Origin of the sequence: Halomonas sp. ISL-56 (genome assembly GCF_018612805.1) — a bacterium.
GTDB lineage: Bacteria > Pseudomonadota > Gammaproteobacteria > Pseudomonadales > Halomonadaceae > Vreelandella.
In genome coordinates this window covers 119,696-145,381 of sequence record NZ_JAGGRO010000003.1, presented here as the reverse complement: position 1 = coordinate 145,381, position 25,686 = coordinate 119,696, and the positions used below count along the sequence as shown (strand labels likewise).

Annotated in this window: 21 protein-coding genes; 10 read left to right on the top strand and 11 right to left on the bottom strand. The window is 55.9% G+C overall.

Features of this window, described 5'->3' with window-relative positions; all coding sequences use genetic code 11:
• Positions 1-29 precede the first annotated feature (29 nt).
• From J7J49_RS01800 to J7J49_RS01770, 7 genes are all read left to right on the top strand, one after another.
• Positions 30-1,181, top strand: coding sequence for an acyl-CoA dehydrogenase family protein (locus J7J49_RS01800; RefSeq protein ID WP_064233717.1), 1,152 nt, complete (start codon positions 30-32; stop codon positions 1,179-1,181).
• Entirely contained in the window at positions 1,181-2,782 is a 1,602-nt protein-coding gene (locus tag J7J49_RS01795) for a class I adenylate-forming enzyme family protein (protein ID WP_215089771.1), read from the top strand. The genes J7J49_RS01800 and J7J49_RS01795 overlap by 1 nt, the downstream gene beginning before the upstream one ends.
• On the top strand, positions 2,779-3,249 hold the full coding sequence (locus J7J49_RS01790) for a PaaI family thioesterase (RefSeq protein WP_064233713.1): 471 nt from the start codon (positions 2,779-2,781) through the stop codon (positions 3,247-3,249). The genes J7J49_RS01795 and J7J49_RS01790 overlap by 4 nt, the downstream gene beginning before the upstream one ends.
• Entirely contained in the window at positions 3,246-4,634 is a 1,389-nt protein-coding gene (locus tag J7J49_RS01785; RefSeq protein WP_215089769.1) for a hypothetical protein, read from the top strand. The genes J7J49_RS01790 and J7J49_RS01785 overlap by 4 nt, the downstream gene beginning before the upstream one ends.
• 142 nt (positions 4,635-4,776) lie before the next feature.
• On the top strand, positions 4,777-5,526 hold the full coding sequence (locus J7J49_RS01780; RefSeq protein WP_064233708.1) for an electron transfer flavoprotein subunit beta/FixA family protein: 750 nt from the start codon (positions 4,777-4,779) through the stop codon (positions 5,524-5,526).
• A 69-nt stretch (positions 5,527-5,595) separates the two neighbouring features.
• Positions 5,596-6,522 carry an electron transfer flavoprotein subunit alpha/FixB family protein gene (locus J7J49_RS01775; RefSeq protein ID WP_215089767.1) on the top strand — a complete coding sequence of 309 codons (927 nt, stop codon included), beginning with the start codon at positions 5,596-5,598 and terminating at the stop codon, positions 6,520-6,522.
• Between the two features lie 54 nt (positions 6,523-6,576).
• The gene (locus J7J49_RS01770; RefSeq protein ID WP_064232649.1) at positions 6,577-7,536 is read left to right on the top strand and encodes an NAD(P)H-dependent flavin oxidoreductase; all 960 of its coding nucleotides are present in this window, start codon (positions 6,577-6,579) and stop codon (positions 7,534-7,536) included.
• Here J7J49_RS01770 and J7J49_RS01765 read toward each other — a convergent pair.
• From J7J49_RS01765 to J7J49_RS01735, 7 genes are all read right to left on the bottom strand, one after another.
• Positions 7,518-8,297, bottom strand: a complete 780-nt coding sequence (locus tag J7J49_RS01765; protein WP_215089765.1) for an enoyl-CoA hydratase/isomerase family protein — start codon at positions 8,295-8,297, stop codon at positions 7,518-7,520. The two genes, J7J49_RS01770 and J7J49_RS01765, sit on opposite strands and share 19 nt — an antisense overlap.
• A 23-nt stretch (positions 8,298-8,320) precedes the next feature.
• On the bottom strand, positions 8,321-9,439 hold the full coding sequence (locus tag J7J49_RS01760) for an acyl-CoA dehydrogenase family protein (protein WP_215089763.1): 1,119 nt from the start codon (positions 9,437-9,439) through the stop codon (positions 8,321-8,323).
• Positions 9,440-9,446: 7 nt separating this feature from the next.
• Positions 9,447-10,640 carry an acyl-CoA dehydrogenase family protein gene (locus J7J49_RS01755; RefSeq protein WP_215089761.1) on the bottom strand — a complete coding sequence of 398 codons (1,194 nt, stop codon included), beginning with the start codon at positions 10,638-10,640 and terminating at the stop codon, positions 9,447-9,449.
• Positions 10,637-12,049 (bottom strand): enoyl-CoA hydratase/isomerase family protein, encoded by a 1,413-nt coding sequence (locus J7J49_RS01750; protein WP_215089759.1) that lies wholly within the window; start codon positions 12,047-12,049, stop codon positions 10,637-10,639. Before J7J49_RS01750 ends, J7J49_RS01755 begins: the two co-directional genes overlap by 4 nt.
• A 63-nt stretch (positions 12,050-12,112) precedes the next feature.
• Positions 12,113-14,122: a TRAP transporter permease gene (locus J7J49_RS01745; protein ID WP_215089757.1), complete on the bottom strand. Its 2,010-nt coding sequence runs from the start codon at positions 14,120-14,122 to the stop codon at positions 12,113-12,115.
• Positions 14,123-14,172: 50 nt separating this feature from the next.
• The gene (locus J7J49_RS01740) at positions 14,173-15,333 is read right to left on the bottom strand and encodes a TAXI family TRAP transporter solute-binding subunit (protein ID WP_064232664.1); all 1,161 of its coding nucleotides are present in this window, start codon (positions 15,331-15,333) and stop codon (positions 14,173-14,175) included.
• Positions 15,334-15,556: 223 nt separating this feature from the next.
• Positions 15,557-17,257, bottom strand: a complete 1,701-nt coding sequence (locus J7J49_RS01735; protein WP_215089755.1) for a SulP family inorganic anion transporter — start codon at positions 17,255-17,257, stop codon at positions 15,557-15,559.
• Positions 17,258-17,502: 245 nt separating this feature from the next.
• Here J7J49_RS01735 and J7J49_RS01730 point away from each other — a divergent pair, with 245 nt between their 5' ends.
• Positions 17,503-19,206 (top strand): methyl-accepting chemotaxis protein, encoded by a 1,704-nt coding sequence (locus tag J7J49_RS01730; RefSeq protein WP_215089753.1) that lies wholly within the window; start codon positions 17,503-17,505, stop codon positions 19,204-19,206.
• Here the strand turns inward: J7J49_RS01730 and rarD are convergent.
• The gene (gene rarD / locus J7J49_RS01725; RefSeq protein WP_064232670.1) at positions 19,177-20,085 is read right to left on the bottom strand and encodes an EamA family transporter RarD; all 909 of its coding nucleotides are present in this window, start codon (positions 20,083-20,085) and stop codon (positions 19,177-19,179) included. The genes J7J49_RS01730 and rarD overlap by 30 nt on opposite strands.
• 72 nt (positions 20,086-20,157) lie before the next feature.
• Here rarD and J7J49_RS01720 point away from each other — a divergent pair, with 72 nt between their 5' ends.
• The gene (locus J7J49_RS01720) at positions 20,158-20,970 is read left to right on the top strand and encodes an amidohydrolase (protein ID WP_064232672.1); all 813 of its coding nucleotides are present in this window, start codon (positions 20,158-20,160) and stop codon (positions 20,968-20,970) included.
• Positions 20,971-20,972: 2 nt separating this feature from the next.
• Positions 20,973-21,677 (top strand): pseudouridine synthase, encoded by a 705-nt coding sequence (locus tag J7J49_RS01715; protein WP_064233164.1) that lies wholly within the window; start codon positions 20,973-20,975, stop codon positions 21,675-21,677.
• A 244-nt stretch (positions 21,678-21,921) separates the two neighbouring features.
• Here J7J49_RS01715 and J7J49_RS01710 read toward each other — a convergent pair whose 3' ends face one another.
• From J7J49_RS01710 to J7J49_RS01700, 3 genes are read right to left on the bottom strand one after another with little or no spacing between them, the layout of a single operon-like run.
• Positions 21,922-23,505, bottom strand: a complete 1,584-nt coding sequence (locus J7J49_RS01710; RefSeq protein WP_215089751.1) for an ABC transporter ATP-binding protein — start codon at positions 23,503-23,505, stop codon at positions 21,922-21,924.
• Positions 23,498-24,574, bottom strand: coding sequence for an ABC transporter permease (locus J7J49_RS01705; RefSeq protein ID WP_215089749.1), 1,077 nt, complete (start codon positions 24,572-24,574; stop codon positions 23,498-23,500). Before J7J49_RS01705 ends, J7J49_RS01710 begins: the two co-directional genes overlap by 8 nt.
• Before the next feature lie 2 nt (positions 24,575-24,576).
• Positions 24,577-25,650 (bottom strand): microcin C ABC transporter permease YejB, encoded by a 1,074-nt coding sequence (locus J7J49_RS01700; protein ID WP_064232679.1) that lies wholly within the window; start codon positions 25,648-25,650, stop codon positions 24,577-24,579.
• Between the last annotated feature and the right edge of the window lie 36 nt (positions 25,651-25,686).

Here is a 25,686-nt window from a genome sequence, read left to right as displayed (position 1 = left end):
TAAAAACTACGTTGCCACCAGGAGCCGTCATGATCCGCGATCCCGAACTGATCAACCAGCTTGTCGATACGATTGCCCGCTTTGTCCGCGAGCGCCTAATTCCAAATGAAGCGCGTCTGGCAGAGGAAGATGCGGTGCCCCCGGAAATTCTCGCGGAAATGAAAGAGATGGGGCTATTTGGGTTATCGATTCCTGAAGAGTACGGCGGTCTGGGGCTAACCATGGAAGAAGAGGCGTTAGTGGCGATGGAAATTGGTAAAACGTCGCCCGCCTTTCGCTCGGTGTTTGGTACCAACAACGGTATTGGTGCCCAGGGTATTTTGATTGATGGCACCGACGAGCAGAAGGCCAAGTATGTTCCGCGGCTGGCCACGGGTGAGATTCTTAGCTCGTTCTGCTTAACCGAGCCGGATTCAGGCTCTGACGCGGCCAGCCTGCGCACGACCGCGGTGCGCGATGGCGATCACTATATTTTGAACGGCACCAAGCGCTATATCACCAATGGCCCAGAAGCTGACCTGTTTACCGTGATGGCGCGTACTGACCCCAACAATAAAGGCGCAGGCGGCATTTCTGCGTTTATTGTTGAAGGCGATACCCCTGGTTTAGTGCGTGGTGCTGCGGATAACAAGATGGGCCAGAAGGGCGCCCACACATGCGATATTATTTTCGATAACTGCCGGGTGCCCGCCGAAAACATCATTGGCGGCAAAGAGGGCCAAGGCTTTAAAACCGCTATGAAGGTATTAGACCGCGGGCGGCTGCATATCTCCGCTGTCTGCGTCGGCGTGGCCGAGCGCTTAGTGGAAGAGTCATTGCGCTACACCATGGAGCGTAAACAGTTTGGTGCTGCCCTTGCCGAGCACCAGTTGATTCAAGCCATGCTGGCCGATAGCAAAACCGAGGCCTATGCAGGCAAAACCATGGTGATGGATGCCGCAAGGCGCAAAGACGACGGTGAAAATGTCTCGACGCTGGCTTCCTGCTGCAAGCTGTTCTGCGCTGAGATGGTGGGGCGCGTGGCTGACCGCGCCGTGCAGGTTCACGGCGGCGCGGGCTATATGTCTGAGTACGCGGTGGAGCGCTTCTACCGTGATGTACGGCTATTTCGCATTTACGAAGGCACTACCCAAATTCAGCAAATCGTGATTGCCCGGAATATGGTGCGGGAGGCGTCCTAATGGCTTTGTCGGTACCTTACCAAGCGCCGGACGAGAATATTTTTGGCCGTCTCGCCAGCGAACTCGTGGCTGAGCTCCCCGAGCGGCTTAGCACCCGCGTGATTGAAAACGCTAAGCGCCTTGGCGACCAACCCGCCATTGTAGATGGCAGTGTGCGTTGGAACTATGTGGAACTGGCTGAAGAAATACACGCCGCCTGTGACTGGTTAAGCGCGTTGGATATTCGCCCCGGTGACCGGATTATGACGGTAAGCGAAAACTGTCGGGCACTGGTTGTGCTGCTGCTGGCCGCCAGCGAGATGGATGTCTGGGTAGCGATTGTGAATTCACGTCTCTCAGCCCAGGAAGTCGATCTGATCCAGGGCAACTGCCTTCCCCGGCGGGTGTTCTATACCTGCGATGCGTCACCGGAAGCGTGCCACCACGCCGAGCGACATGCCGCCGACCGCTATCAGCACCCCCAACTGGGCGGGCTGGCGATTTCGCCGCTGTTCGAAACTGAGCCTGAGCCGGTTTGCGCCAGCGGTGCCGAGCAGGTGGCCGCAATGATTTATACCTCGGGCACCACAGGCACGCCTAAAGGCGTCATGCTGACCCATCGTGGCATTCTCTATATCGCCTCGATCTCCGGGGGCATGCGCCACCTGAGCGAAGGTCAGCGAGTATATGGCGTACTGCCCATGTCTCATGTGTTTGGCCTCTCTTCTGTATGTATGGGATCGCTGTATAACGGTGCCTGCCTATATACCGTGCCGCGTTTTGATGCCGGGCATATGCTGGATACATTAAAGCAGGAGCGTATTACCGTGCTCCAGGGCGTGCCTGCGATGTATGCCCGGGCGTTAGAGTTTTTAAAACGCGAGCAGCGCACCCTGGAAGCGCCTGAGCTGATTTACATGTCTGCGGGCGGTTCGCCGTTAGACAGCGACACCAAGGTGCGGGTGGAAGCGGCCTTTGGCTTGACGCTACACAATGGCTACGGATTAACCGAGGCGAGTCCCACCATCAGCCAAACGCGCATTGATGATCGCCACGCCAATAGTACCGTTGGCCGAGTGCTCCCCCTGTTGGAGTATCGTCTGGAGCCGCTGAGTGATAGCGGTACTTCCGACCAGCCCGGTGATGAAGTAGGTGAGCTATGGGTGCGCGGTCCCAATATTATGAAAGGCTACTTTCGCCAACCGGAAGCTACCCGTATCACCCTGACCGAAGATGGTTGGCTTAATACCGGTGACATTGCCAAGCTCGATCACGATGATCAACTGTATATCGTTGGGCGTAGTAAAGAACTGATAATCCGCTCGGGCTTCAATATCTACCCACCTGACGTGGAAGCGGTGATCAACGAGCACCCGGCAGTCACGCTAACCGCTGTGGTAGGACGTCAAATTGCCGGAAACGAAGAAGTCGTGGCCTTTGTGCAGTGCGAGCCAGGCATTGAGGTTGATCTGGCGGAGCTCAAAGCGTTTATCGCCGAGCGCCTGGCGCCTTACAAACGGCCCACGCAAATTGTTCTGATGGATACGCTGCCTTCCACTGCCAGTGGCAAAATTCTCAAGGGACGGTTGCGTGACTTGGCGCAGCAGGAGAGCGCCTCATGAACTCTTCGCAAATACATACGCCAGATACGTCTCAACAAGCCCTCATGGGCTATCACGAATTGCTGGGAATGCAGGTGGTTGAATGGCAGCAAGACCGTGCCGTGGTTGAACTCACCATCGAGCCCAAGCACCTTAACCGCAGTGGCAATGTGCACGGCGGCGTATTAGCCTCGATGTTGGATAGCGCTCTAAGCTTGGCAGGCCTGCACTGTGATGTGCCGGGCAATATTCGCCGTGGGATGACGCTGTCTCTGACCACCACCTTTGTGGGGCCCGCCCGGCAGGGCGTGCTAAGGGCAACGGGCAGCGTGCGCGGTGGCGGTCAAAAGACGTATATGAGCAGCGGCGAAATCGTTGATGAGCAGGGTAATCTTGTGGCGATGGGGGAAGGTTCATTTCGACGTCGCAGTGGCAGCGAATCGCCTGAGGGCTTTGCGGAGAACAACCCCGAGGATTCTTCTGAGTGAATCCAGCCCGCCTACGGGTCTCGCTACTGTTGCTAGTCACCCTGGCAACGCTGTTCCATTTGGTGGTCGGCAACCTGTTTTGGCAGGCGGTTGGCATTGTCGCACTGCTGCTCTATTTAGCAACGCTGGCGGGTCAGCTTACCCGTATGGCCAAAGGGTTACTGCTGGCGGCGGGCCTGTTGACGCTGCTCGCGCTTTGGCGTTCGCCGAATCCTGCCCAACTGCTGTTTGAGGCCAGTGGTCGCTTTGCTTTTTTTGCCACCTTTGTAGTGGCGCTGAGTATGCTACGTTTACCTGCCTATCGATCCCGTTTGGTGCGCCGCTGTGGGCAGAGCATGCTGCTTCAACCGCCCAGCCGCCGTTACCCGATTCTGTCTTCAGGCTCTGCGCTATTCGGCATTATTCTCAATATCGGCGTGCTTAACCTGTTCGCCGCCATGATTGAAAAGAGCAACACCCTGAGTGCTGCCCAAGGGCGGGCATGGGTTCGCGAAGCCCGCCAGCGGCGCATGATGCTGGCGCTGCTGCGTGGATTTTCCCTGGCGCCGCTTATTTCGCCCATGGGTATTGGGGTGGCGGTGGTGTTATCCAGTCTTCCTCAAGTCACCTGGCTTGAGCTGGCACCGTATATTTTGGGTGCCGCTGCGCTGATTTTTCTAGCTGGTTGGGTGGTGGATTTTTTAACCGGCCCGCATCCCCCGGCGAGTAAAGCTCAGCTAGCTACTCCTTCGTTACGCCCGTTGGGTCAGTTCAGTGTGCTACTGATGGGCATTGTGGCACTGGTGTTTAGCCTTGCCTGGCTGTTAGAACTGCGTTTACCCATCGCCGCGCTGCTAGGCGCGCCCTCAGCGGCGTTGATTTGGCTTGCTTGGCAGCGGCGAAGACTTGGTTATGGCGGGCTGCCAGCCGCTGCTAGCGCGGTACATCGCCAGTTACCCTGGCTACTTTCCCCCAGCGCCAATGAAATTGTGGTGCTTGGGGCGGCGGGCTATTTGGGCCACTTATGCGTTGGGTTAGTGGATACCCAGCAGTTGGCGCCGCTATTAACCGTGTTAAACCAGTGGGGTGTCTTTAACGCCGTGCTGGCTATGCTAATGGTGGTGGGGCTTGCCCAGGTAGGCGTTAACCCGATTGTAACAGTGACGTTGTTAGTGGGGCTGTTGCCGCAATTGGGCATTGAAGGACTTACGCCACCGCTCATTGGTGCTTCGCTGATGGTAGGCTGGGCGCTGGCGCTAATGTCATCACCGATGACGGCATCGATGCTGATCCTATCGCGGTTTACTGGTGTGCCCGCCACGCGCATTGGCTACCGTTGGAACGGCCGATTTCTGGTAACCTCGATTCCACTGTTAGCGGCGTGGTTTGTCTGGTCACCTTTTTAGGGGTGCCGCAATAAAGAAGCGCTTGACCTTTGTTCGGCGTTTTTTTATTGTTCTTGCTATAAAGTAAAATAATATTCTGCTATGCGAAACTGTATGTTTGTTAATCGCATGAAGTATTTATTAATCGCCTGGAGCACGCCTTATGAAAATTCTCGTCGCGGTTAAACGCGTCATCGACTACAACGTCAAAATCCGCGTTAAAGCGGATCACTCGGACGTCGACCTTACCAACGTCAAAATGGCCATGAACCCTTTTTGCGAAATTGCCGTGGAAGAAGCGGTGCGCCTGAAAGAGAAAGGCGTTGCCACGGAAGTCGTGGCGGTAACGGTGGGCCCCAAGGCCGCCCAAGAGCAGCTGCGCACCGCGCTGGCGCTGGGCGCGGATCGTGCCATTCATATCGAAACTGACGAGCGCGCCGAATCCCTGGCTGTGGCCAAGCTATTGGCTAAGGTAGTGGAAGAAGAGCAGCCTGGCCTGGTCGTTCTTGGCAAGCAGGCCATCGACACCGACAACAACCAGACCGGCCAGATGCTGGCGGCCCTCACTGGCCTGCCCCAGGGCACCTTTGCTTCAGAGGTTGCGGTCGATGGGGACAAAGTCAACGTCACCCGTGAAATCGATGGCGGTCTGCAGACCATCGCCCTGACGCTGCCGGCGATTGTCACCACCGACCTGCGTTTGAATGAGCCGCGCTACGCCAAGCTCCCCGATATTATGAAAGCCAAGAAAAAGCCCCTGGATGTGAAAACCCCCGCCGACTACGGCGTCGAGGTGGCCTCCAAGGTGAGCCTGCTGAAAGTCGAGTCACCCGCGGAGCGTAAGGGCGGCGTTAAAGTCGCCTCGGTAGACGAGCTGATCGACAAACTGAAAAACGAAGCCAAAGTTCTCTAAAGTCGGTTGTTTACCCCCGGACATTGAGACAAGTTCTTTGAGAAAAGCGCTTTTGAAGGAGCTGATTTTATGAGCATTTTGGTACTTGCCGACCTGCATGAAGGCCAACTGGCCGGTGCGACGGCCCACGTAATTGCGGCCGCCCAACAGATCGGCGGCGATATTGATGTTCTCGTTGCCGGTGAAGGCGTCCAAGCCGCGGCCGACGCTGCCGCTAAGTTAGACGGCGTGAGTAAAGTGCGCGTCGCCGATAATGCCGTTTACGCCCACCAGCTCGCCGAGCCCATGGGCGCACTACTGGTCGAACTGGCGGGGGATTACACCCACGTACTCGCTAGTGCCTCTACCACTGGCAAAAACGTGCTGCCGCGGCTAGCGGCACTGAAAGACGTTAGCCAACTGTCGGATGTTATCGCCGTGGATAGCGCCGATACTTTCAAGCGCCCGATTTACGCGGGTAACGCCATTGCGACGGTGAAAAGCGACGACGCGTTAAAAGTCATTACCATTCGTTCCACCGGCTTTGACGCGGTGGGCGAGGGTAACAGTGCCCCCGTTGAAGCCGTCGATGCAGTGGTTGAAAACAGCCAGTCCAGCTTTGTTAAAGAAGAGCTGGCGGCCTCGGATCGCCCCGAGCTGGGCGGCGCCAAGGTGGTCATCTCCGGTGGTCGCGGGATGGGCAACGGTGAGAACTTCAAGCTGCTCGACGGCATTGCCGACAAGCTGGGGGCCGCCATTGGTGCTTCCCGGGCCGCGGTGGACGCAGGCTTTGTGCCCAACGATATGCAGGTCGGCCAGACCGGTAAGATCGTCGCCCCGGATCTGTATATCGCCGTGGGTATCTCCGGTGCCATCCAGCACCTGGCGGGTATGAAAGACTCCAAGGTCATTGTTGCGATCAACAAAGACGATGAAGCACCGATCTTCCAGGTGGCTGATTACGGCCTGGTCGGCGATCTATTTGAGATTCTGCCGGAGCTTGAGAGCAAGCTGTAAACGCCCCGTAAGGGGCTTTTTGACGACCTTACAATAACAATAGTGAGTTGCCCTATGCTAACGCGCCTAACCGCTTCGTTAACTCTGCCGGTGATCGGCTCTCCGATGTTTATCGTCTCCGGGCCTGAGCTGGTGATTGCTCAGTGCCAGTCAGGCATCATTGGCGCTTTTCCAGCGCTCAATGCTCGTCCAGCGGAAACGCTGCGTGAGTGGCTACAGCAGGTCACCCAAACCCTGGCGGACTATGATCAGCGTCACCCAGAACAGCCTTCGGCGCCCTTTGCGGTGAATCAAATCGTTCATCCTACCAATGACCGTTTAGCGCACGATGTCGCACTGTGCGCCGAGTTTAAGGTGCCGCTGGTGATTACCAGCCTGCATGCGCCTAATCAAGTGGTGGAACAAGTGCACGCTTATGGTGGGCTGGTCTTTCATGATGTCACCACGCTGCGCCATGCCAAGAAGGCAATTGATGCTGGCGTCGATGGCTTGATATTGGTGTGCCACGGCGCGGGCGGCCATGCCGGGCGCTTAAACCCGTTCGCCTTTGTGGCCGAGGTGCGCCGCTTCTACGACGGGCCGCTGGTGCTGGCGGGGGCGATTACCAAAGGCGAGCAGATCGTTGCTGCCCAGGCGCTGGGCGCCGACTTGGTGTATATGGGCACACGCTTTATTGCCACCCAAGAGGCAAACGCTCAAGCCGACTACAAGCAAATGGTGCTGGATGCGGCAGCGGGAGACATTGTCTACACCAATCTGTTTACCGGCGTGCACGGTAACTATCTACGCCAGAGTATTGAACAGGCAGGATTAGACCCGGATGCGCTACCGGAAGGCGATAAAAGCGCTATGCGCTATGGCTCGGGGGGCAGCAGCAAAGCCAAAGCGTGGCGGGATATCTGGGGCGCAGGCCAGGGCGTGGGTAGTATTAACACCCTTAGTAGCGTGGCCGACGAGATAGCCACGCTGCGCCAGGACTACCAGCAAGCGCTGGATCACTTACGGCGGCTTTGACGAAACGCCGCCACGCGTCTCTGAAAATCCTCAGAGGCTTTGCACTGATCCTGTAGTTCGCCCTCCAACGTCATCGTGTCATTCAGCGAGCGCTGTGCGGCTTCACGCAGGGCGCGTTTGGTAGCGCTTAATGCTTGAGGCGACTGCGCGACCAGCGCTTGGGCCAGCGAACGCGCCTCTGTTAGCACCTGATTATCTTCGACGACGCGGTTAGCCAAGCCGAGTGCGACGCAGCGCTCACCCGCAATGGGGGTCGCCAAGGCGGCCATTTCAAACGCCTGAGCATGGCCAAGCTTGCGTACCAGATGCCAGCAGGCGCCGCCGTCGGGGATCAGGCCGATATTGATAAAGGCAAGCTTCAGGTAAGCGGAGCGGCCCATCACCACCATATCGCTGGCTAGCACATAGGAAACACCAATGCCCGCAGCGGCGCCACTAACCGCTGCAATCACCGGCTTGTCCATCGTCATTAAACTGCGTATGGCGGGCAGGAAAAGCGTTTCCAGCCGTTCGCTGGCGGGCTGAGAGGTCGCCTTTTCAAACTCCGCCAGATCAGCACCCGCACAAAATGCGCTGCCTTCACCATGCAGAATCACGCAGCGAACTTGTTCATTAATCGCCACCGCCGCCAGCGCTTCATTGAGTGCCAGAGCGGTAGCTTCATTGAGCGCATTACGTACTTCTGGGCGGGCAATCGCGACTTCGACAATGCCGTTTTCAATAGCACTGACAGTGACTAATTTGCTGGCGTAATCTGCCATGTATCACTCCTTTGCTAACATTCTCAGGCAGCGGTTAACAGTTCGCTGACTGTTTCGAGATGGTAGTCACTGTCACCGAAATAGTGATCAAACATCACCAGGTGCTTGGCGTAGCTGGCGACATAGCACTCTTCAGTCATGCCCATAGCCCCATGAAGCTGGATCGCCTGTTCGGCAATAAAACGCGCTGACTCGCCGCAGTAGGCTTTGGCCGCGGCAATTTTATAATCCCGTTCACTGGCAGGCAGGGTGAGGCTGGTGGCGGCCAAAATCGCCATGGAGCGGGATTGCTCCAGGTGCAGATGCATATCCACCATGCGGTGCTGAAGCGCCTGGAAAGTGGAAAGCGGCAGGCCAAACTGCTTACGCTCTTTTAGGTAGGCCAGGGTTTGATCGCAGGCCTCTTCCATTGCGCCAATGGCTTGGGCGCAGAGCGCCGCGCGGCCAAGGGCCAGTACCTCCGCTAGTGCATCGCTGACATCTTCACTCAAGCAGTTGGCTGGCGGCAGCGTAACGTTGTCTAACGTGAGGTCACCGGCGGGCTGATCGTCAATAGTGCGGTAGAGATATGTTGATGTGCCCGGTGCATTCGCAGGGACGATAAAGAGCCCTAGCTTGGCGTTATCCAATCGAGCGGTAACCAGACTAGCCGCTGCTGCTTCAAGGTTCAGGACGACATTTTTTTTGCCGGTTAACTGCCATTGCCCATCTTGCTGGGTCGCTTGGGTGGCGATCGCCAAGGCGTCGTAACGGGCGTTATGCTCCTGCCATGCAAACGCTAACTGGTGCTCGCCTTCAAGTAGCGGGGTTAACCACTCTGTTTGCTGACCACTGTTGGCGGTCAACGCCAGCAACTGGCCGGGTAGCACCAGGCCTGCCAGATAAGCTTCGGGCACCAAACCGCGCCCCAGCGCCTGCATAATAATCATCAGGTCGGTGCCATCGCCACCCAGTCCACCAACGTCTTCACTAAATGGCATATGCAGCAAGCCTAGCTCGGCAAAAGTGCGCCACAGGGGGGATGCACCCTCAGGGGCAGCGGCAAGCATCGCACGGCGCTGTTCGGGGGATACCTGGTCGGTCACCAAGCGGGTGAGCGTCTCTTCGAGCATGCGCTGCTCGTCGGTTAAAGCAAAATCCATGCTGACCTCACATGTTTAAAATGGTTTTGGCGACGATACTTTTCTGTATCTCGTTGGCACCGCCATAAATTGACAGCTTGCGACGGTTGAAGTACTGGGCGCTGGCGGCCGCGCTTTGGGCGCGCTCGTCGTCCAGGCTGCCTTCGCCATGCAGAAAGTCGGGGAAGAACGGTAGGGCGGCGGGGCCCAGGGCGCGGCGGGTGAGCTCGCTTAGCTCCTGGCGAAGTTCTGAGCCACGCACTTTCAGCAGCGAGCTTTCGGCGCCGGGTGCACCGCCATCTCGAGCCGCAGCAATCACGCGTAGGTTGGTCACTTCCAACGCCATCAGCTCAAGTTCGGCCTTGACGACGCGGTGGCGAAAGCTGGGCTGTTCCAGCAGCGGTTTGCCGTGATCCTCGATACGGCGGGCCAGTGATTTCAAGTGGCGCAACGCCTGCTTGGCGTGGCCAAGCCCTGCGATTCCCGTGCGTTCGTGGGTGAGCAGAAATTTGGCGCACGTCCAGCCCTGGCCCTCTTCACCAACTCGGTTTTCTACGGGAACGCGAACGTTATCTAAAAAGATTTCATTGACCTCATGGGCGCCATCCAGGGTGATAATGGGCCGCACGGTGATGCCAGGGGTTTGCATATCGATCAGCAGAAAACTGATCCCCGCCTGTTTTTTAGCGTCTGGGTCAGTGCGCACCAGACAGAACAGCATATTGGCGTGCTGGCCCAGGGTGGTCCATGTCTTCTGGCCATTAACAATATAGTCGTCGCCATCGCGAACCGCGCGGGTATTAAGCCCCGCCAAATCGGAACCCGCGCCAGGTTCAGAGTAACCTTGGCACCACCAGTCCTGGTTGCTCAAAATGCGCGGCAGGTAATACTGCTGTTGCTCCGCGCTACCGAATTTCATAATCACCGGCGCCACCATATTGACGCCAAAGGGTACAACCGTCGGCGCGTGGGCCGCGGCGCACTCTTCATCAAATATATGCCGCTGCACGGGGCCCCAGCCTGGGCCGCCATGCTCTTTAGGCCAGTTAGAGGCTAGCCAGCCCTGCTCGCTGAGGATGTTCTGCCAGCGCAGGTGATCTTCGACACGCAGGTGGCGTCCCAGACGCACACGTTCGCTAATATCGCTGGGTAGTGCCTCGGCTAGAAAATGGCGAACCTCTGCGCGAAAGGCCTGCTCTTCGGGGCTAAAGGTGAGGTTCATAGTGGTGTGTCCTTAAGGGTTGATTGACGGTGAGGCCCACCTAAGTGACGCGGGTATCCCAGTGTTTCCACCGCCAATAAATCGATATCGCTCTCGCGGTAGCAGAAGCCCTGTTTAGCAATGCTGACGCTCGCCTGCTCAAGGGCAGGTAGCCTCTCGTTGGCTGACGCTTGTTGGCTAACATTATGCAGCGTATTCAGTACGCTTTGCTGTCGGCTGACCACGACGCTTAACCGCAATGCTTTAAGAGTGAGTGCCGCTCGCTGTTGAATAAGTGGCTCTGCGCTTAGGTTGACCAGCTCTACCATGCTGCCGTTTTCAGCAACGATAAGGCTTAGCGTGCTATTGCTTTCGCTACTGATGCCAATATTGGCTAGTGCGATGGTAGGGAGTGCTGTGCCTGAATCCCTGGCTGCATTTGGCGCCAGTAGGCAAAGCTCAGTAGTGTTGTCTGGTGCACTGGTCAGGGTAATGCCCGCCTTTTGTGCGGCTTTTTGCAGGCGCCCAAACAGTGGATCTTCGCCGATTAGCGCAACATGTTTAAACGCGTCGGCGTTCTCAATTTCAGGAACCACATGGGGGCTGCGTGCAGCGAAAAAGAGATGAATCAGACCGGCGCGCTGAGGAGAGTCCATACAGGCCAAAAACAGCTCCCGCTCACGGCGCAGGCCATCTTGAAGTGATTCAGCCGTCACAGAGGCCTCCACAGCTTCCACAATGCGAAACGGTGAGAACAGCTCGGCAGCGTCTTGATGCAGCCGTTCCACCATAGCGGAGATTGCCTGGGGATTAGCCGCTGGCGCTGATAGTTGGCCCGTAACACGTGCCATTTGGTTGTCTGCAAGCACTGCTTGGGCCGCAGCTAAACCCGCTTCAAGGGGCGTTTCAGCACTGCTAATGGCGTCGATAATGCCTGCCTCAAGAGCTTCTTCTGTCGCAACAAAACGCCCGCTGGTGATCATCTCCAAGGCGCGCTCAACGCCTACTAAACGCGGCAAACGCTGGGTGCCACCAGCGCCGGGCAGTAGGCCAAGTTTAACCTCCGGAAGACCCACCCGGGTGCCCGCCAGTGCCACTCGGTAGTGGCAGCCCAGTGCAACCTCCAATCCACCGCCCAGGGCCGTGCCGTGCAGGGCGGCAATCAGCGGCTTTGGGCAGGCTTCCAGTTGGGTGATCACATCGGGCAGCAGAGGCGCTTGAGGCGGCTTTCCAAACTCACGGATATCGGCTCCGGCGATAAAAGTGCGGCCATCGGCTAACACTACCAGCGCTTTAGCTTGCGTATCGGCAATACCCTTTTCCAGTGCGTTAACTAAGCCGCTTCGTACTGCGTGGCTTAGCGCGTTAACCGGTGGATTGGCGATCTGAATAACGCCTATATCGCCGTGGCGCTGGTAATGAACGGACATAGTTAAGCTCTCGTATTTCGCATGTAGTGTGAATTAAAAAGAGTACGCTCGGCGTGACACCTGTTAAGCGACCGAAGTGCTGTGTGAACGCTGGTGATGCCGCTGACTTAAACGTGCCAAGATAACGCCGGGCAGCAGTGTAGCAGCGGCCAGTCCGATCAATTCCCACTGGCTGAGGGGCACCATACCGCCACCGGGTAATGCCAGTAGCAGCCCAGCGACTAATACCAAGCCACGAATAATAGGTTCTTGCAGTGCGCCGTAGCCCAGTCGACCGACACCTATCAAGTAACCCTGCATTGCAGAGGCAAACAAAATGATGCCTGCCACTGCCTGGATAAACACCGCCACGATGATTAGCGGCTCGCCTTGCATAATCAGCGCGGGGTTAAGCACGAACAGGAAAGGAATAAAGTAGATAACGCTACCTAACCGCATTGCCTGTAGGCCGGTTGCCATGGGGCGAGCACCAGCGACGGTCGCTGCAGCAAAGGCACCGAGTGCCACCGGCGGGGTAATAAAACTCAGCATGCCCCAGTACAGGATGAACATATGTACCGCCATGGGATCCAGCCCGCCGCCTTGGATCAAGGCAGGCGCCAGTGCTACCGCCAGGAAGATGTAGGCGGCGGTCACGGTCATGCCAATACCCAGCACGAAGCTAGTCACGGCGCCCATGAGTAGCAGTAGCGGCACGCTGCCGCCGGCAATATTAATAAAGTCGTTGGCGATAGTGCCGGAAAGGCCGGTCATCGACAGCGCGCCGACCAGCATGCCAACGCCGGCCAGAATAGCGATAAGCTCGGCAAACAGCTTAGCGGCGGAGGAGAGCGTGTCACCGACATCCTTCCAGCCCCAACGGTTATGTTTGGAAAGCTGGTTGAGCACCAACAGCAGCGCGGTGGCGTAGAAAGGAGCCACGGCTTCGCGCTGCATAATCAGTAGCATCCAGACCAATAAAGCAAACACAAAAATAAAGTACCAACCCTCTTTGAGGGTTTGCCAAAGCGAAGGCAGCTCAACGGCGGGCAAGCCTTTAATGTCGTGGCGAGCTGCGTAAGCATCGATCTGTATAAATAGTCCCAAAAAGTAGAGAATTGAAGGAATCACTGCTGCCAGTGCAATGGTGGAGTAGGGAACATCCAAAAACATTGCCATCACAAAAGCGGTGGCACCCATTACCGGGGGCATTAACACACCGCCAGTGGAGGCGCAGGCTTCAACGCCGCCTGCAAAAGAGCGGCTCATACCGATACGACGCATGGCGGGAATCGACAAAACGCCAGTGGTCAGTACGTTACTGATCACGCTGCCGCTCATTGAGCCCATCAGGCCGCTGGAGAAAATTGATACCTTTGCGGGGCCGCCGCGCACATGACCCAGCAGCGCAAATGCCAGGTTAATAAAAAACTTACCGCCGCCACTTTTTTGTAGTACGACACCAAATACCAAAAAGCCGATCACCAGGCCCGCGAACGCCTGCAGTGGAACCCCCATGATGCTTTCGGTACTCATGGTGTGGTACATAGCGGTCTGTTCGAGAGTCGAAGGAAACGCCTGGATGGGGCCTGGGACAATATCCGCCACCAGCGGATAGAGCGAAAATACCCCGGCAATAATCGCAATGGGTAAACCGCCTGCCCGGCGGGCCGCTTCGATAATCAGCAGCCAGTAGGCATAGCTCGCATAAATGGCGATCTCGGGCGCAGAAAACGCCCAGCCGCGCTCTAGAATGGGGACAGCGTTGTAAACAAAGTAGCCGCCAACGATAAGCGTCGTAGCGCTCAATAAGTAATCGTACCAGGGGATGGGTTGCTCTTGTTGGCGACTGCGCATGGGCCAAAGCAGAAAAACCAGCGGTAGCAGCAGCGCCACAACGGCGTAGTAAAACTGTGTTTCCAGACCCGTAACGAAAGTAAATAAGCCAATGTTGAAAAGATAATCCAGCGTCATCGCCATCAAAATGACGGTGACCGTGGCGGGTATCCAGCGCAGCGTAGGGGGAAGCTGACGAATTTGGCTGATCTTTTCTTTAACCTGCTGATGATTGGCAGGCGAGGTATCTGTGGTCATGGGGGCATCCGTCAATCAGCAGGGGGCGGCAAGTGCCGCCCCGTGGCGTATTACTCGAAGATCGGTTCGAAACCGGCATCGCTAAGCGCGGTGGCACGGGCTTTCATCCAGTCGGCAGTAAATTCCTCATCATCACTGGGTGCGTCTTGCATAAAGCTTTCCCAGGCGGTTAACAGCACGTTCTGGCGTTCAACGAGTTTGTCTTGATGGGCCTGCATTTCATCAGTCCATACATCAATCTCTTTGTAGTACGTCACGACCGCATCGTGGAACGGCACCACCCACTGTAGATCTTGTTGCTCCAAGGCATAGCCAAGCGCCCCAGGGGCGTTATCTTTATAGTCGTCAAAATTTTCCTGCATGGCTTTGATCAGGCCATAAGCGACGTTGTCATCCAGGTCTTGGTTGGCCACCACAATGGGGTAAGGGTAACTAGCGCTGGGCACTGGGTTGTCGGCGCTGATGCCGCCTGCCCCAGACGTGACTTCGTGAGGGCGGAAGTAGGGTGCGACCGCCGCCATACGCTCCCAGCCTGCTTCGTCGTTGGGGTCTAGCACCGGCCAACTAATGCCGCGCGGACTACTGGCCAACTGCTGGGCTGGTGGGGTAACCGTTGTGGTAAAGGAGGCATCCACATCACCAGCGATAATGCCGTCAAACGAGCGCCCGTAGCCGGGGTAATCAACACGCTCTACGTCATCCCAGGTCAAGCCACCAAAGGCAAGGTAAGCTTCGGTGCCTTTGTTAAGCGCATCGTCGCCGCGGATATAGGCGATGCGCTTGCCTGCCAGGTCAGCGGGCGTTTCAACGTCCAAGTCGCCCGCAACTGCAAGGGAAAGGCCAAAAGAGGCGGTAGAAGTAGTAATAACACGTAGCGGCTGAGGGCCCCAGTCACGGTCGGCAAACATCATTACACCCTCCGCGCCGTAGTAGCTGGCGATCCCGCAAGCGCAAAGGTCAACACGGCCCTGTTTAAGCGGCGTCATGCGTGAAACATCGTTATCACCGGGGAGGATGCGTACTGACGAATCGTATTTGTTCTGCAGCATATTGCCGATGGCAACGGCCTGGGCATAGCCGCTTGAGTTGGTGCCATAGGCCGTCCAGGCCATGGTGCCGGGTAGTTCAATGTCACTGGCGTGGCTTACTGCTGCGCCAAGTAGTGATAAAGGTAAGGTGGCGATGAGTAGGCGGTGAGCAAATGGATGCATTGTGATGCTCCTTTATTGTGGTTGTGCTTAAGGATTTGGTTACGTTTTGCTACATAGTGTTTTGCTATGCGGTACTCGGTTTTGCTAAGTGGTCAGCTGATAGTAGAGAAGCCGCTGGGTGGCTGTCAATGCCGTTATCAATAGCGGCTCTTATTGCTTATAGGCAGATATAAAAAAACCAGGCAATTGCCTGGTTTTTCAATGGTAAGGTGATTTTGCCGGGTTAGGAGAATTCACGCCAAGCGGCATAAGTGCTTAGAAATACCCGCCCGGTAAGTGCATCCAGGAAGTCACTCTTCTTGAGTTGATCCATTACCGGGCCTTTCACCTCGGATAAATGCAGTTTTACATCGGAGTCTTTTAAGCGGGCGTTGATGGCATCTAGGCTCTCCAGCGCCGAGGCATCAATTAGGTTAACCGCTGAGCAGATCAACACAACGTGCTCAAGCTCGGGATGGCTCGCCACCAAGTTATAAACGGTGTCTTCCAAATAACGGGCATTGGCAAAATAGAGGCTCTCATCAATGCGCAGCAGGGCAACGGTATTGATTGTCTCAACATCGTGGCGGGTGGTGTTTCTAAAGTGTTCGGTGCCGGGCACGCGGCCTACCAAGGCGCTATGAGGGCGGCTGGTGCGGTATAAAAATAGCGCAATAGAAAGCGCTACCCCGCTGATGATGCCCGCTTCAACCCCTTCGCACAGCGTCAGCAAAATCGTCACTGCCATGGCGGCAAAGTCGCTGCGGGAGTAGCGCCAGGTTTGCCGCAGCATGGGTATGTCTACCAGCGTCAAAATCGAAACGGTGATCGTCGCGGCCAGGGTCGCGATGGGCAGGTAGTAGAGCCAGCCGGTGAACGACATAGTAACCAGCGCGATACCTAGCGCCGCAAAGGCGCCTGCAGCAGGCGTTTGGGCACCTGCATCGTAGTTAATCACAGTGCGGGATAATCCCCCGGTAACCGGCATGCCGCTGGTAAGCCCGGCGGCTAAATTGCTGGCGCCAAGGCCGACTAGCTCTTGATTGGGAGAGATGCGCTGGCGCCGCTTTGCGGCCAACATCTGGCCCATGGAAACCGACTCCACAAAGCCGACCAGACTAATCAGCAGCGCGGGGATCAACAGTGCCCGCCACAGTGAGTAGTCTCCCCAGGGAAAGCTAAGTGCAGGCAACCCGCCTGGAATTTTTCCCACAACGCTAACGCCGTTACCGCCCAACTGCCAGTGCCAGGTTACTAGGGTGGTAATCACGACGGCAAAAACTGGCCCCGCTTTGGCGATCAAGTCCGCCAGGGTGTTTGGCAGGCCCATCTTATTCAGGGTGGCCTTACCATAGCGGCGCATTGCGATTAAAAACAGTAGGGTTCCACTGCCAATCAGTAAGGTAGGTAAGTTGAAAGTGGCTAAATTGGGCACCAGGGTGACAAGGCGCTCTACCAGCGTAAAGCCACTACTCTCAACCCCCAGCAAACTGCCCAGCTGGCTAGCGGCGATCAAAATGCCCGACGCCGTTAAGAAGCCGGAAATAACCGGGTGGCTGAGAAAATTGCTGAAAAAGCCCATTTTCAGCAGCCCCATGATCACCAGCATGCCACCGGAAAGTAGTGACAAGATAAGCGCTGCCTGTAGATAGGTCTCTGTGCCTGTGACCGCCACGGAGGAGAGCGCGGCGCCGGTCATTAACGCGATGATGGCAACCGGCCCAACGGCAAGGGTTTTGCTGGTGCCAAACAGGGTATAGACCAATTGCGGCAGAATGCTGGCATAGAGTCCCACCACCGCAGGCAGCCCGGCTAACAGCGAATAGGCCAGCGACTGGGGAATGACCATCACCGTGACGATCAAACCCGCCAAGAGATCGGCCCCAAACAGGCGTTTATGGTAGTGGGGGAGCCACGTCAGGATCGGCAAATAGCGCTTTAGCATGGGTTCCAGGTGGTGTAAGGGTGGCAGAAGGAAGAGAGTAAGGGATATTCCATTTCATTGCAGTGCTTATATTCATTTTCACTGCGCTAACCCAATGATGACTCAGTGCTTATACTCTTTCGGTCTGCCCCCAAAGTGCTACTTCTTTCATTACCGTAACACGCTAAGCTAAGCCGCAAAGGGGAATTAAGCCCTCCAAAATAGGGTTTTCGATACTCAATAACGTTAATAAAAGAGTACTGCTCATGCGCTTACTGCGATTGCTAGTTCCGGGGGTTTTGTTGGCGTTATCCATAGGCCTTGCCTTGCAAGGCGGTGTATGGATTTATCTGGCGCTCGTGTCCGCCGCATTGGGTGGCGGCGCTGTACTGCTCAGTGTGCTTGAAGGCGTGTATCGGGCCGACCAACGTCGTCTTGAACAACGCCTTGAACAACGCCTTGAACATCGCCCTAAACAACGCCAGCGTGGTTTTAAGCCCCTACGTGATTACCGTTCGCTACGTGGTATGGCCTACCGTTTAATGAACCGTGCCAGTAGTACCGCGATTGCCTCGGCAGAAGTGTCGCACTATGCCGACCTGATGGATCAGCGCCTCTCCAAGCAAGAGGCCATGGCCCGTGAGGCTTCATCAAGCATGACCGCCATTAATGCAGCCATTATGCAGGTCAGCGCCAGCGCCAGCCAGGTGGCAGCGCTGGCAGAGAGCGCTCGGGAAGCCAGTCATCATAATCACGCAGAACTGGATGATATTATCCAGGATATGAGCGATGTTGCTGACCGCTCAAGTCAAGCGCTGGAGATGTTGACCGCGCTGAACGATAAAATTGTACGGGTACGCAGCGTCACCTCTATGATTGAAGATATTGCCGAGCAAACGCATCTTCTTTCGCTCAATGCGTCTATAGAGGCGGCGCGCGCCGGTGAACACGGCAGAGGGTTTGCAGTGGTTGCTGGCGAAGTCCGCAACCTTGCTCTGAAAACCTCCACAGCCACGCAGAGTGTCGATGAACTTGTCAAAGATATGCATGCGAGTGGCCAAACGGTGGTCGACACCATTGGCGACCTGATGTCGCGTATTAGCGAGCGCTCAAAAGGCTTGCAGGGAGTAGGCAATAGCCTGGGTACGATGACGCAAGAGTTCGACCAGGTGCAGAGTGAAATTACCCGGGTTGCCGATGCGATGGAAAACACCCGTCAGCATAGCCAAACCGTTGCCGACAGCCTGCGTCAGTTGGAAGAGGATGTTGATGACGGTAACCGCAATATGCACGATTTGGCTGAGCAAGCCCGGGCGCTGATGGAAGCCGCAGAAGGCGTCGATGGGGAGTTGGCTCAACAGCACTTGGAAGGGCGTCATCAGCAGGTGTTCCGGGCGGCTCGCTCAACGGCCGATAAATTGGGCAAGCTGCTGGAAAAAGCGATAGCCAGCGGAGAACTTTCAGATAGCCACCTTTTCCAGCCCCAGTATGAGCAGATCCCGGGTACACAGCCGCCGCAGTACACAACCGGCTTTGATAGTTTTACCGATAGGTATCTACCCGAGCTGCAAGAGCCTTTGCTCACTCAGCTTGGCTTAAGTTATGCCATCGCCTGTGACCGTAAAGGCTATGTGCCAACCCATAACAAAGCGGTCAGCCTCGTGCCAACCGGTGATTACGCCCACGATCTAAAATTCTGCCGCAATAAAAGGATTTTCGATGACCCCACCGGCAGCCGCTGTGGCGCTCACGAAAAGCCATTGCTGCTGCAAACCTACAAGCGGGACACCGGTGAGATCATGCATGACCTCTCAGTACCGGTGTACGTACAGGGTAAACATTGGGGCGGGTTCCGAGTTGGCTACCAGCCTGAAAGGGACGCTGTATCGGCGCCTACGCTTGAAACAAGCGCCGATACCAGCGCAACACCAGGGCTTGCGTTAGCTGACCGCCGAGTAGCGCGGGCGTGATTGCCACGCTGACCAGGAGTAGAGCGCAAGCCCAATCCAAATCAGCACAAAAGTGGCCAACTGGATAATACCCAAGGGCTCGCCGAACACGGTTAAGGCAATCAGAAACTGGATGCTTGGGTTGATGTACATTAAAAAGCCCAGGGTTGCCAAACGTAATCGGCGGGCTGCGCCAGCAAAGGCCATTAGCGGCAGCGCAGTCAATGCACCGCTGGCGATCAGTAAACTAGTGGTGGAAGTGTTCTGCAAAAAATGTGAGGTGTCGTTCCAGCTTAGCCAGGTGAGAGCTATCAGGGCTAGGGGGAATAGCAGTAGTGTCTCCACAAACAAGCCCGATAAACCGTCCAACGGCACCTGCTTACGAAACAGGCCATAACTGCCGAAACTTAACGCCAGCAGCAGACTAATCCAGGGCAGTTCGCCCAGCATCACAAACTGGGTGGCAATGGCTATGCTCGCTAACCCCAGGGCTACCAACTGCAGCTTGGCCATCACCTCCCGCAGCACCAGCATGCCCAAGGCGACATTCACCAGCGGCGTTAAGAAGTAGCCCAAACTCGCTTGTAGTACCTGCTTAGACTCCACCGCATAAATATAGATACCCCAGTTAAACGCTATTAATAGCGCGCAGGCCAACACCCGCCCAAGCCGTTTGGGTTCGCCCAGCGCTGTGACCACCGGAGGCCAGCGGCGTAACAAAGTAATCAAACCGACCAAAAACAGACACGCCCAAATGATCCGGTGAATCAAAATTTCAAAGGCGGGAACGCCGTCAAAGAGGGCAAAAAAGAGCGGAAAGCAGCCCCACATGGTGTAGGCGGTGAGCCCAAACATGACACCTTTGACTGCTTCAGGATCGCGTGTTGGAGTAGGAAGCATAGCAGCCTCATTATTTAAAGATGCTAATCTAGCATAAACGTTGCCTTGAGACTGACGAAATGGAGGTGTTTAGTGAGTCAACTTAAAAGCACGCTAGTGCAGTGTGATCTGCGCTGGGAGGATCCCCAGGCCAACCACGATCATCTTGAGCAGTTGCTGGGTGAGCTTGATAGCCGCGATACGGATCTTATTGTATTGCCAGAGATGTTTGCCACGGGCTTTACTATGAACTCCCGGGAAATGGCCCAGCCCATGGCGCAGAGCAAAAGCGTTGCCTGGCTTAAGGCCCAGGCGAAGGCACGTAACTGCGTGATGACCGGCAGTGTGGCGATTGAAGAAGGCGGCGATTTTTATAACCGCTTGATCTGGGCGACCCCGGAGGGCGAGATAACCCACTATGACAAGCGCCACCTGTTCCGTATGGCCGGTGAGCATGAGCGTTACGGCATGGGTAGTGAGCGTAAAGTGGTGGAACTCAATGGCTTTAAACTGCTGCTCAGCGTTTGTTATGACCTACGTTTTCCTGTGTGGATGCGCCAGCAGCCAGCAGAAGGGGAGCATTTCGAGTATGATGCGCTGCTGTGTATCGCCAACTGGCCAGCACCGCGTCGTCACCCTTGGCGCACGCTGCTACAAGCCCGTGCGGTGGAGAACCTAAGCTATGTAATTGGCGTTAATCGCGTTGGAGAAGATGCCAAAGGGCTTGCCTACAGCGGCGACTCCCTGTTGGTCGACTTCAAAGGCGAACCGCTAATTGATAAACCTGCCCATTCCCCGTTTATAGAAACGGGCACGCTGGATAAAACTGCCCTTGATGCTTTTCGTGAAAAATTTCCTGCCTGGCAAGATGCCGACCACTTTAAGCTGCTGCCAGGAGTGGGTTAATGATGCGCCTTGATCGCTTTTTGAGTGAAACTTCACCGTTAACCCGTAGTCTCGCCAAACGGGCACTCAAAAATGGCGAAGTGACCCTAAATGGCGAGCCGATCAAACAGTCGGCGACCCAAATCGATACCGATAACGATGTGGTTGTTCTGAACGGCGAACGGTTGGAGTTGGTAGGCTTGCGCTACATTATGCTGCACAAGCCGGTCGACGTTGAATGCAATGCGCGGCGTGGACTCTATCAGCGCGCAATAGACCTAATAGATTTGCCCAAAGCCGATCGCTTACAGCCGGTAGGGCGGTTAGATGTAGATACCACGGGATTGCTGCTGTTAACCGATGATGGTCAGTGGTCTCACCGCGTCACATCACCGCGCCATCGCTGCGCCAAGGTGTATATCGCCGAGTTAGCGGAACCTATGGAAGGTGCATCAGCGGAGTGGGCGATTGGCCAAGTCGCCGATGGCCTGATGCTGGATGGGGAAGAGACGCTGACTCAGCCCGCAACGTTGAGGCTGCTTTCGCCCACCCAGGCGGAGCTGACCATTACCGAAGGGCGCTATCACCAGGTGAAACGAATGTTTGCCGCCTTGGGTAATCATGTTAACTCACTGCACCGCAGCTCCATCGGGGATTTAGCACTAGATGAGAACCTGGCACCCGGCGAGTGGCGGGAATTGACCAGCGAGGAAATCGCGCTTTTCTGAGTGCTTGTTTAAAGTCTTGTTTAGCCGCTTCCCCAATGGGTGGCGGCTTTATTTTTAGCTAAATATTTATACCGTTATCTTACGAGTTTATCTTAAATAATTACTGAGGGCTGTGCTATCCAGGTAGAAAGCTCGCTTGCGAAAACTGGCTTCCGGCATTGCCGTTAGCCGTTGCTTCGTCTTAAGGGTTTGTATTGGGTTCTCTTTAAAGGGCTCTTTTTAGGGCTCTTTTGAAAGGGCTCTCTTAAGAGGCCAAGTGCGCAGCGGCAATCAGTGCTTGGGTATAAGCGTGCTGGGGCGCTGAAAGCACCTCTAAGCAGGGGCCTTGTTCGACCACTTCACCATCCTTGAGCACCATAATGCGGTGGGCCATGGCGCGGACAACGGCTAAATCATGGCTAATGAATAAATAACTTAGCTGCCGACGCGCCTGAAGGTCGCGTAATAGGGCGACTAGCTGCTTCTGCACGGTGCGATCTAACGCCGAGGTGGGCTCATCAAGTACCAGCAACTCCGGCTCTAAGATAATCGCTCTGGCCACGGCTATGCGCTGGCGCTGACCACCGGAGAACTCGTGGGGGTAGCGAGCGGCACAGCTTTCCGGCAAACCTACTTCGTGCAGGGTTTGGTTAACCCGCTGGGCGACTTCTTCAGTGGTGAGGTGAGGGTAGTGAAAGCGCAGCCCCTCGCTGACGATATCGAACACCGGCATACGTGGTGAAAGGGCGCCATAGGGGTCTTGAAACACCATCTGCAGCCTGTGACGCTGACGGCGCAACGCATCGCCGGATAGCGAGCTTAGCTTATCGTTACCAAGGCTAACCTCGCCTTGGCTGCTAACCAGTCGCATGACTGCCGATGCCAGTGTGGTTTTACCTGAGCCGGACTCACCCACAATGCCCAGAGTCTCCCCTGGTGCAATATGCAAATCGGTTGGTTGAAGCGCTACAAAAGCGGGCGGTTGGCGCTTAAATAAACCGGTTTTAGGGCGCTTAAAACTAACGCTTAACTGACGAGCTGTTAGTAGCGGCGCTGTTTGCTCAATGGCTTGCGGCCTACCTTCCGGCTCAGCCGCAAGTAGCGCTTTGGTGTAATCGCTTTGCGGATGCTGAAATACCTGTTCTACCGGGCCGATCTCCTCAATGCGGCCCTGATACATAACGCAGATGCGATCCGCATAACGCCGTACCAGGTTTAAGTCGTGGCTGATAAACAGCATGCCCATGCCATGGTGATCGCGCAGTTCACGTAGCAGGGCGAGAATTTCCTGCTGAACGGTAACGTCCAGCGCGGTGGTGGGCTCGTCGGCAATTAGCAGTGAGGGGTTGTTAGCAATCGCCATAGCGATCATCACCCGCTGGCGTTGGCCACCCGAGAGCTGGTGGGGCCAGGCATCTAGCAGTTCGTCCGGGCGCGGCAGTTTCACTTGTTCCAGCAGCTGTTTGCTGCGTTGGCGGGCCGCTTGGCCGCGAAGCCCTTGATGCAGCCGCAATGCTTCACCAATCTGCTTGCCCACCCGATGCAGTGGATTGAGCGAGGTCATCGGCTCTTGGAAGATAAAACCGACGCGATTACCGCGTATAGCGTTCCACTCAGTTTCCGTTAAGTGGGCCAGATTGGTGTCACCCAACCAGCGTTCGCCGTCAACGGTGGCGTTACTGGGCAGCAGGTTCACCATACCCAACGCTGATACGGATTTGCCTGAGCCTGATTCACCCACTATTGCCAGCGTTTCACCCGTATTGAGGGTCAGCGAGAGTGACTGCACCACCGGGTTGCCATCAAAGGCGACATCAAGATTTTCAATGCGCAGCAGGGGATTAGGCATGCTGAGTCTCCTGGGCAGTACCCGCTTGGCGCTGCTGCACGTGACGAGGATCAAAGGCATCGCGTAAGCCTTCGCCGATAAAGACCAGCAGCGAGAGCATGATGGCCAGGGTCATAAACGCCGTGATACCCAGCCAAGGCGCGTGAAGATTATTTTTACCCTGGGCTGCCAGTTCACCAAGCGAAGGAGCGCCGGGGGGCAGGCCGAAACCGAGAAAATCCAGTGCGGTGAGCGTACCAATCGCGCCAGTAAACAGAAACGGAATAAATGTCAGCGTCGCAACCATGGCGTTGGGCAGCACGTGGCGCCACATGATTAAGCGAGACGGCAACCCCATAGCTTTGGCCGCGCGCACGTACTCCAAATTGCGTGCACGCAGGAACTCGGCGCGTACGATGTCCACTAGGCCTAACCACGAGAAGAGCAGCATAATTCCCAGCAGCCACCAAAAACCTGGCTGAACAAAGCTGGCTAAAATAATCAGCAGGAACAGCACGGGTAAACCCGACCAAATTTCGGTGAATCGCTGGCCGATCAAATCAACCTTGCCACCAAAATAGCCCTGTATACCGCCGACCACGACACCGACGACTAACGACCCTGCGGTGAGTACCAGGGCAAAGGCCACCGAAAGGCGAAAACCATAAATGACCCGTGCCGATACATCCCTGCCCTGGTCATCGGTGCCTAGCCAGTGGCGGCTATCCGGTGGGGCCGGGGAGGGGCGGGTCATATTCATATCCAGGGTCTGGTACGAAAACGGAATGATAGGCCAAAGCGCCCAGCCGTGATCTTTGATCTGTTGCTGCACAAAGGGGTCCAGATAGTCTGTTCGGGTCGGCAGGAAGCCACCAAACTCGGTTTCCGGATAGTCCACCTGCATGGGAAAGTACCACTGACCTTCGTACTGCATAATGATCGGTTTGTCGTTGGCAATCAGTTCGGCAAACAGGCTAACGATAAACAGCGAGGCAAATAACCAGAGTGACACCCGGGCACGACGATTGGCTTTGAAAGCGGCCAGTCGACGTCGAGTAATAGGCGATAAACGTGACGATAAAGAGGCCATTATCACGACTCCCGAGTTGAAAAGTCGATACGCGGGTCTACCCACACGTAGGTCAAATCAGAAATCAGCTTGAGGATTAAGCCGATCACGGTATACAGGAATAGGGTGCCGAAAATCACCGGATAATCCCGTTGCATGACCGCCTCAAAGCCAAGCAGGCCCAGCCCATCCAGGGAGAAGATCACTTCGATAAGCAGCGCACCGGTGAAGAAAATGCCGATCATAGCGGCAGGTAGGCCGGCGATAATAATCAGCATGGCGTTGCGAAACACATGGCCGTAAAGCACGCGTCGCTCGTCGGCGCCCTTGGCGCGGGCGGTAATCACATACTGCTTGTGAATCTCATCTAGAAAGCTGTTTTTGGTCAGCATTGTCAGCGTGGCAAAGCTGCCAATCGATGCGGCGATGACCGGCAGCGTAATATGCCAAAAATAGTCTTTGACCTTGCCCCAGGCAGAAAGCTGGTCGAAGTCAGGCGAAGTTAAACCGCGTAAAGGGAAGATGTCCCAGTAGGTGCCCCCGGCAAACAGGACAATGAGTAGAATGGCAAACAGAAAGCCCGGGATGGCATAGCCGACAATCACTAACCCGGATGACCAAACGTCAAACCGGGAACCGTGGCGAAGCGCTTTTTTAATGCCTAACGGGATGGAGATTAAATAGACCAGTAGCGTCGTCCAGAGCCCTAACGATATGGAAACCGGCAGCCGCTCGATCATCAGCTCGGTGACCGGGCGGTCACGGAAAAAACTGGTGCCAAAATCGAGAGTGAGGTAATCCGCCATCATGCCGATAAAGCGTTGGTGGGCGGGTTTGTCAAAACCAAACTGTTGCTCTAGCTGTTCGATAAAGCGTGGGTCAATGCCTCGGGCGCCCCGTGAGTCGTCGCTGACCTGGACGTCGGCGCCGCCCATATCCAAGCGAGTGCTGGCCATGGCGTCGGCGCCTTCAAAACGCGCCAACATCTGATCAATTGGCCCGCCCGGCGCCGCCTGAACAATCATAAAATTGAGAAGCATGATCCCGAAGAGAGTCGGAATCATTAGCAGCAGTCGGCGTATAGTATAGCGAGCCACAGAGCACTCCGAGGTTTATGACGATGAAGCCGTTAA

What these genes read in the sequence shown, in the direction of transcription:
- J7J49_RS01800 (WP_064233717.1), top strand. Translation starts at nt 30, where the DNA reads ATGATCCGCGATCCCGAACTGATCAACCAGCTTGTCGATACGATTGCC.
- J7J49_RS01795 (WP_215089771.1), top strand. Translation starts at nt 1,181, where the DNA reads ATGGCTTTGTCGGTACCTTACCAAGCGCCGGACGAGAATATTTTTGGC.
- J7J49_RS01790 (WP_064233713.1), top strand. Translation starts at nt 2,779, where the DNA reads ATGAACTCTTCGCAAATACATACGCCAGATACGTCTCAACAAGCCCTC.
- J7J49_RS01780 (WP_064233708.1), top strand. Translation starts at nt 4,777, where the DNA reads ATGAAAATTCTCGTCGCGGTTAAACGCGTCATCGACTACAACGTCAAA.
- J7J49_RS01775 (WP_215089767.1), top strand. Translation starts at nt 5,596, where the DNA reads ATGAGCATTTTGGTACTTGCCGACCTGCATGAAGGCCAACTGGCCGGT.
- J7J49_RS01770 (WP_064232649.1), top strand. Translation starts at nt 6,577, where the DNA reads ATGCTAACGCGCCTAACCGCTTCGTTAACTCTGCCGGTGATCGGCTCT.
- J7J49_RS01765 (WP_215089765.1), bottom strand. Translation starts at nt 8,297, where the DNA reads ATGGCAGATTACGCCAGCAAATTAGTCACTGTCAGTGCTATTGAAAAC.
- J7J49_RS01760 (WP_215089763.1), bottom strand. Translation starts at nt 9,439, where the DNA reads ATGGATTTTGCTTTAACCGACGAGCAGCGCATGCTCGAAGAGACGCTC.
- J7J49_RS01755 (WP_215089761.1), bottom strand. Translation starts at nt 10,640, where the DNA reads ATGAACCTCACCTTTAGCCCCGAAGAGCAGGCCTTTCGCGCAGAGGTT.
- J7J49_RS01750 (WP_215089759.1), bottom strand. Translation starts at nt 12,049, where the DNA reads ATGTCCGTTCATTACCAGCGCCACGGCGATATAGGCGTTATTCAGATC.
- J7J49_RS01745 (WP_215089757.1), bottom strand. Translation starts at nt 14,122, where the DNA reads ATGACCACAGATACCTCGCCTGCCAATCATCAGCAGGTTAAAGAAAAG.
- J7J49_RS01740 (WP_064232664.1), bottom strand. Translation starts at nt 15,333, where the DNA reads ATGCATCCATTTGCTCACCGCCTACTCATCGCCACCTTACCTTTATCA.
- J7J49_RS01735 (WP_215089755.1), bottom strand. Translation starts at nt 17,257, where the DNA reads ATGCTAAAGCGCTATTTGCCGATCCTGACGTGGCTCCCCCACTACCAT.
- J7J49_RS01730 (WP_215089753.1), top strand. Translation starts at nt 17,503, where the DNA reads ATGCGCTTACTGCGATTGCTAGTTCCGGGGGTTTTGTTGGCGTTATCC.
- rarD (WP_064232670.1), bottom strand. Translation starts at nt 20,085, where the DNA reads ATGCTTCCTACTCCAACACGCGATCCTGAAGCAGTCAAAGGTGTCATG.
- J7J49_RS01715 (WP_064233164.1), top strand. Translation starts at nt 20,973, where the DNA reads ATGCGCCTTGATCGCTTTTTGAGTGAAACTTCACCGTTAACCCGTAGT.
- J7J49_RS01710 (WP_215089751.1), bottom strand. Translation starts at nt 23,505, where the DNA reads ATGCCTAATCCCCTGCTGCGCATTGAAAATCTTGATGTCGCCTTTGAT.
- J7J49_RS01705 (WP_215089749.1), bottom strand. Translation starts at nt 24,574, where the DNA reads ATGGCCTCTTTATCGTCACGTTTATCGCCTATTACTCGACGTCGACTG.